The sequence below is a fragment of the Moorena sp. SIO2C4 genome (assembly GCF_010672485.1).
GTDB classification, from domain to species: Bacteria; Cyanobacteriota; Cyanobacteriia; order Cyanobacteriales; family Coleofasciculaceae; genus Moorena; species Moorena producens.
The window spans coordinates 1-7,156 of record NZ_JAAHGN010000324.1; the positions used below are offsets into that span (position 1 = coordinate 1).

The 7,156-nt window shown below is 44.6% G+C and carries 4 protein-coding genes; 2 read left to right on the forward strand and 2 right to left on the reverse strand.

Features of this window, described 5'->3' with window-relative positions:
* Positions 1–438 precede the first annotated feature (438 nt).
* Positions 439–2,793 (forward strand): DUF3536 domain-containing protein, encoded by a 2,355-nt coding sequence (locus tag F6K20_RS17665; protein ID WP_287295462.1) that lies wholly within the window; start codon positions 439–441, stop codon positions 2,791–2,793.
* Positions 2,794–2,859: 66 nt separating this feature from the next.
* Here F6K20_RS17665 and F6K20_RS17670 read toward each other — a convergent pair whose 3' ends face one another.
* Complete coding sequence (locus tag F6K20_RS17670; RefSeq protein WP_008189952.1) at positions 2,860–3,645, reverse strand: PEP-CTERM sorting domain-containing protein; 786 nt, start codon at positions 3,643–3,645, stop codon at positions 2,860–2,862.
* A gap of 992 nt (positions 3,646–4,637) precedes the next feature.
* Positions 4,638–5,270, reverse strand: coding sequence for a signal peptidase I (lepB, locus tag F6K20_RS17675; protein WP_008189949.1), 633 nt, complete (start codon positions 5,268–5,270; stop codon positions 4,638–4,640).
* 160 nt (positions 5,271–5,430) lie between these two features.
* Between lepB and F6K20_RS17680 the strand changes: the two genes are divergently transcribed.
* Positions 5,431–6,966, forward strand: coding sequence for an S-layer homology domain-containing protein (locus F6K20_RS17680; RefSeq protein WP_008189948.1), 1,536 nt, complete (start codon positions 5,431–5,433; stop codon positions 6,964–6,966).
* Positions 6,967–7,156 lie beyond the last annotated feature (190 nt).

Here is a 7,156-nt window from a genome sequence, read left to right on the forward strand (position 1 = left end):
CTTCGCGAAGGCATATCTCTCTTTGCCAAACTCTCCCCACCACCACTAGTAGTACCACTCTAAGTGTCTCTTCGCGAAGGCATACCTCTATTTGCAAAAAAACAGACACTTAGACTGGTACCCTTCGCGAAGGCATAACTCTCTTTGCAAAAGTGTCCCCACCACCACTAGTAGTACCACTCTAAGTGTCTCTTCGCGAAGGCAAAACTCTCTGTGCAAAACTATCCACAATAGCACTAGTAGTACCAGTCTAAGTGTCTCTTCGCGAAGGCATAACTCTCTGTGCGAAACTGTCCCCACTACTACTAGTAGTACGAACGGATTTACTATGAGTGCTACCGCCCCAATGCCTTTGCTAGGGTATTAAATGACCAAGGAGAAGTAATAGATATTGTCAATAACTATGAGTATTTGAGCTTCAATATTGGTCCAACGTTAATGTCCTGGCTGGAAAATTACGATGTGGAAGTGTATCAGCGGATTCTGGAAGCGGACAAGAAGAGTTGCGATCGCTTAAATGGTCACGGAAATGCGATCGCTCAAGTGTACAACCACATCATCCTTCCCTTAGCCAATGAACGGGACAAATACACCCAAATCCGTTGGGGAAAAGCGGACTTCCGTTCCCGCTTTGGTCGTGAACCCGAAGGGATGTGGCTGGCGGAAACGGCAGTAGACTATCCCACCTTGGAAGCATTGGTAGCAGAAGATATTCGCTTTATTATCCTAGCCCCTGCCCAAGCTCAACGTTGCCGCCCAATTCCCACTGAACTCACCAGTGAACACAATAGTAATTCTCCATGGCAGGAAGTGGGAGGTGCTCAGATTGACCCTACTCGGCCTTACCGTTGCTTCCTCAAAAATGGCAAATTTATTGATATCTTTTTCTATGATGGCCCAATCTCCAGAGATATGGGCTTCAATGATTTACTCAGCAGTACTGAACACTTCGCCAAGCGTTTGGGTCAAGCAGTACGTGGGGATCATCGCAGTGCCCAGTTGATTGCTGTGGCAACGGATGGGGAAACCTTTGGCCATCACAAAACAGGCACTGAGAAGTGTATTGCCTACGCTTTTACCCATGAGTTTCCCCAGCGCAACTGGACAGTAACCAACTTTGCCCACTACCTTAGCTTTAATCCGCCCACCTGGGAAGTGGTACTGAAGCCAGTAACAGCCTGGAGTTGCTCCCATGGGGTTGACCGTTGGCAAGATGATTGTGGCTGTGGTGGTGGCGGGAAGTGGTACCAAACGTGGCGTCGTCCCCTGCGGAATGCCCTGGATTGGTTACGGGATGAATTGATTCAGGTATATCAAGAGACTGCTAGCCAATTCTTCCATGACCCTTGGCTAGCCCGGGATGAGTATATCCAAGTGGTTCAGAACCGTTCCCCAGCCAATGTGGAAAGTTTTCTGGAGCGTCATAGTACTCACCCACTGGCTCAAGCCCAACAAGTGGATGCCTTACGACTCCTGGAAATGCAGCGTCATGCTCTGCTGATGTATACCAGTTGTGGTTGGTTTTTTGAGGAAATCTCCCGTCCAGAAGGGGTTCAGATTCTGCGGTATGCTGCCCGTGCTATCGAGTTAGCTGGTGATGTTGCTAAAGTCCAACTGCAAGAAGAATTTATCCAACGCCTTGCTCTAGCACCCAGTAATGTGGAATGCTTTAAAACTGGTGACCAGATTTATCGCCAACTAGTGGTGTCAGCCCACGTTAGCTGGAAGCAAGTAGTAGCAGACTATGCCATTACTTCCCTATTTAACAACTATTCCCAAGAAGACAAAATCTACTGTTACTATGCCCATCAGCAATATTACCAGCTAAAACGAATCGGGGCATTAACCCTAGCTGTGGGACAGTTACAATTGGTTTCTGAAATAACTAGGGAAAGTGATGATTTTGTGTTTGCCTTGCTATACCTAGGTGGTTGGGACTTCCACTGCTGTATTCAACCCCTTGCTGAATGTCGAGGCTACCGCCAGCGGTTGGACACATTATTTAATGCCCTAGACCAAGGCAGTGCAGCCCACACAATTTTGGTAATGAATCAGCTGTTTGGGCAGCAACATTTTAATTTGCAGCATCTGTTTGCTGAAGAGCGACACCGGATTATGCAGCTGTTGAGCCAGGAAACCTTGACCCGTTTGGATCAGCTCTATACCCAGGTTTATCGGGATAACTATAGAGCCTTGATGGCTTTCCATCAGGGTGGGTTATCTGTTCCCAAGGAGTTGCAAGTAGCAGCAGAAATTGCTATATCCAATCAGTGTATTACTGTGATTAGGGCATTAGATAGTGATAGCAGTGATCAGCAGGTGGTATGGAGTAGCTTGGCAGAGTTAGAAGCGATCGCAATAGCAGCGAATCATCTCCACTGTCAGTTGAATACCCTAGAAGTCAAGCAAACCTTAGAAAAGTTAATTTTGCGTACGCTCTGGCAAATTCTTTACGATAGCAACCCAGAGGAAGTGGAAGTCGATATTCAACGGCTAGACAAAATGATTGATCTAGGCAATCAGCTCAATCTAAGCTTATCCTTAGATCGTTGCCAAGAACTTTACTTGCAGTACTTACATAACCAACTTTTGCCTCAGCTGATCCAAAGCCAAGACTTAAAGAAAGATAGTAAAGATAGTGATAGCAATGGCAGCTATCCCTGGCTATGTAACATGTGTACCTCCAGTGCTTCCCTTAGTACTTCACTTTCCCCAAGCCCCCTACTCAAGTTGGGTCAAACCTTAGCAGTGGATCTCAGTGGTTGGGTAACCAATCTACCCTCACCAGGGTAGGAGAGTGTAGGTTGGTTACCGTGAATCATCAACAGTTAACTATAGCTTTTAACTATAGCGTTGCTATTACAGTTTGTGATTAGAGAGCACACTGGCACCAAAGGCTCCTACTGCTAGCAGACTTAGCACCGACATCGGTTCAGGAACAGTAGTCTTAGAAACAGCTGCTGCTCCAAAGATCCTATTAATACCCCCGAAGGCGACATTTTGACTAAAAGTACCTGCTCCTGTGGTTGGATCGATGGTGATCTGTTGTCGATCAGCTGTGTAACCGAACAAGGTTCCATTTTCAAAGAACAAGCCAAATATATCCCTAAAGCCGATACTACCAATCTCAGTAGCTGTACCGTCATTAGCGATAGAGAACAAGATGTCAGAGCTGCCGTCAACAGAGAGTGATGTGGCAAAAAATTGATTATTTACAGAATCGAATGCTATGTCGCCACTGCTGTTGAAGTTAGGAATTGTAGCCACTAATGATGCAGCACCACTAGAGGTATCAATAGTATAAAAACTATCATCTCCAGCGCCGTAAAGCACGTTATCATCATCAGAAAACCCTAAAGCATTTATAAACGCAAAAAGGTAGCCAATTAGGGAGGATAAACCCGTGCTTTTATCAATACTATACAAAGCGCTGGGAGTGACACCAAATAGCTCCCCACTATTTGATAAAGCTATATCAAAAAAGGGGATACCGTCGCTGTTCAATGGTGTGAATTTTCCGGTTGAAGTATCGATTTTTCCAACTTGTCCATTGGAAGTAGAGAGGAAGGATGCCGCCTGAGCTGTTCCTATTGTTCCTAGGCTAAAAACTACTGCCCCAGCCATAGCTATTGGTAATTTTTTCATGATAGTTTTATGCTGCAACTCTTAGATGTAGACAGTGACCTTACTCTGAAATTTGATATCAAGTCCGTTTGATTCCCTGGTTTATAGTCGGCTTTTTTGTGCCCTTTTTCCTTGAATACTCTTGTTTTAGACAATACTGATGCTACCGGACTTGATATCAATAAACTACTCCAAAGTAAGATCAGTAAATCCTAAGCATTAAGCTATCAGCCGTCAGCGGTCAGCCTAATGCTTAAAATAAACCTCAAACGGTAGAATTTAAGCATTCGAGATTTTAGAGAATTCAAAGTCTGGGGAAAAGCCCATCAGCCCAAGACTATGAATCCTTGGCAGCAGCTGAAAGCTGAAAGCTGACGGCTGAATGCTTATAGTAAACCTACAAACGAGAAAATTATTTACCTTTTGCTTATGTTTATATTCATTAAATTTAACTAGATTTTTCTCTCTCCGAAACTATGAATCGGTAGGATTCACAAAATCATTATTTTATTGAATTATAAGTTTTGCTTATAATAATTAATAACTATTGATAAATGATTGCTAAACTTTAATACTTAACTATAGCGCTTACTTAGAAAGTAAGCCCTGATGTCGATTAAATTTAGCTTTGTGCTCTCAAGGCTTTAAAACATTAGCTTGAACAGCGACATCGTTAGTTGAGCTAAATTATATAGCAGTCGAAGTAAAGCTTAAGACATCTTCTGCTCTCTGCTCCCTGCTCCGAAGTCCCTTTCAACCAAAAGACTATGTCCTAAACTATACTTCCCTTGCTATATAGGTTTACCATCTAATTCCCATCAGCCCTAAGTAGTAAAATTGATTAGTTAAACTTATAGTAAGTTACGAAATCCGTAGAGGGCTTAAGTTCACACAACCTTAATATTAGTAATGGGTAATGGGTAATGGGTAATGGTAATTACTGCCGTCAGCTGACAGCTGACAGCTGACGGCTGAATACTTACGTACCTCACCCAATTGAAAACTGCTATAGTTCAGATCGAACCAAGGTCACTAAGTGGCCAAAAACGGAAACAGGCACGACCAATGACTTTGTCTTTACCTAGAAAACCCCAAACATGGGAATCGTTGCTATTGTTGCGGTTGTCTCCCATCACAAATAGCTGATCTTCTGGCACCTGCACCAGCCCCATCTGATAATGGGGAGGTTGGGCAATGTAGTCCTCCTCTAGAGGAGTACCGTTGCGATAAACTTTGCCATCTTTGACTTGAACCGTATCACCCGATGTGCCAATCACCCGCTTGATGAAAGCTTGGTCTTTTGAGTAACCCAAAATTTGTAATTGTGGCGGTAGTTCAAACACAATAATGTCACCGACTCTTGGGGTATGGAAACGGTAAGAGATTTTTTCGACCACTAAGCGATCGCCTACTCCCAACGTCGGGTACATGGAATCCGAGGGAATGTAGCGAGGTTCTGCCACAAATACTCGAATCAATAGAGCTAAGGCTAGTGCGATCGCAATAATTTGGAAATTTTCCTGTACTTGCTTCCAAAATGGCGTGCCACCCTTGTCCGGTTGTTGACCCTGAGCATCTGCTTGCTGCTCCTGAACAGATTCAGAAGATTCACTCGGTGCTGCTAATTTCTTTTTCTGTGCATCCATACAAGATTTAAATTGACATTTAAATTGACAATACTCGGTATTTTGGCCTAGCCCTTGCCCTAAACATCTTTCCTAGTTTGGCAACTCAGCCAGGATAACATGCTTGATTGCCCTTTTGTGAATTTGCGTTAGTTTAAAAGGTAACTACTGTTGTTGGACAATGCCCGTGCTGTTTCCACACTCTGTCCTACGTGCAAGTTTAGCGGTTTGTCTTCTCGGTTTGTTGAGTGCCTGCGCCAACACTAACCTAGGTAACGCTTTGCAGCGGTCTTTGGGAGCAGACCCCAAACTGAAAGATAACCCACCCAAAAACTTGAGTGGGCCATCTCCGAATAAGCCTCAAAGTACTCCCCAGAAACAGAAGTCAGTACCGTTGCCAGAAGACTTCCCCACTGAGATTCCCCGTTATCAAGAAGCAACCTTGGAACAAGTGGAACCCCTCAAAGATGCTGCTGGTCCAGGTAAGCTGACGATTTGGTCATCCCCTGACCCAATTAATTTAATTCAGAACTTTTACCAAAAGACCTTTGAGTCGGGAGGCTGGCAAGTCCTCGACCAGCCAGAGGATCAAGATGGTGGCACATTCATCGTCCGTCGTAATGACTTGGATGTTACCCTTTCGATTCCTGCTCGTGGCACTACTGGCAAATCCACTGCTGCCTCTTCATCAAAGCCCCCAGCGGTTGCTACCAACAGCAGTGTGACTACATTTGATATTCAGTACGTCCGGGATGGTAAGGATACCAAAGCTGAGAAACCACAACCATCCCAGAAACCACAACCATCCCAGAAACCAACACAAGCTCAAAAACCAACACAAGCTCAAAAACCAACACAACCTGAGAAACCAACACAACCCCAGAAACCAACACAAGCTCAAAAACCAACACAACCTGAGAAACCACAACCACCCTCTGAGGTCGCCAGTAAGCCAGCTAAGGTCAGGTCAGGACAACCAGAGAAATTTACTGACTTGGATAAAGTCCCCCGAGATTTGCGTAAGTATGTGGCAGATTTGGCAAAATTGGGAGTCTTAACGCCAGACACGACTAACCCAAAAACTAATACTGATAGTCAAGGTATTCAGTTTGCCCCGAATCAAACCATAAACCGCCGTCAGTACGCCCGTTGGCTAATGGATGCCAATAATCGAATCTATGCTAATCGTCCAGGATTGCAAATCCGTTTAGCATCCAACACTACTCAACCTGCATTTCAGGATGTGCCTCGTACGGATCCTGATTTTCCCTATATTCAGGGATTAGCTGATGCTGGATTAATTCCTAGTCCCCTCAGTGGCGATTCTACCGCAGTATTGTTTCGTCCAGATGCACCGTTGACTAGGGAAAATCTGATGTTGTGGAAAGTGCCTCTCGATACTCGTAAAGCCTTGCCCAAAGCCTCTATTGAAGCAGTGAAAGAAACCTGGGGCTTCAAAGATACCGCTGAAATTGACCCGAAAGCATTGCGAGCCGTCTTAGCTGATTTCCGAAATGGCGATTTGGCAAACATTCGCCGAGTTTTTGGTTATACAATATTGTTTCAGCCTAAAAAACCAGTCACCCGTGCTGAAGCAGGAGCAGCGCTTTGGTATTTCGGTTCTCAGGGTGAAGGGCAATCTGCCCAAGAAGCACTGTTTCTTAAACCTCAAACCAGTCAGCCATCAGGGGCACCAAAAGCTACACCATCGAATTAGGTGCATACAAAACGTAAGCATTCAGCTATCAGCTATCAGCTATTAGCTATCAGCTATTAGCATTCAGCTATCAGCTATCAGCTATCAGCTATCAGCTATCAGCTATCAGCTATCAGCTATCAGCTATCAGCTATCAGCTATCAGCTATCAGCTATCAGCTATCAGCTATCAGCTATCAGCTATCAGCTAT

Bases quoted from the DNA above. Each gene is read 5' to 3' on its own strand.
- F6K20_RS17665 (WP_287295462.1), top strand. From the start codon at position 439: ATGTCCTGGCTGGAAAATTACGATGTGGAAGTGTATCAGCGGATTCTG.
- F6K20_RS17670 (WP_008189952.1), bottom strand. From the start codon at position 3,645: ATGAAAAAATTACCAATAGCTATGGCTGGGGCAGTAGTTTTTAGCCTA.
- lepB (WP_008189949.1), bottom strand. From the start codon at position 5,270: ATGGATGCACAGAAAAAGAAATTAGCAGCACCGAGTGAATCTTCTGAA.
- F6K20_RS17680 (WP_008189948.1), top strand. From the start codon at position 5,431: ATGCCCGTGCTGTTTCCACACTCTGTCCTACGTGCAAGTTTAGCGGTT.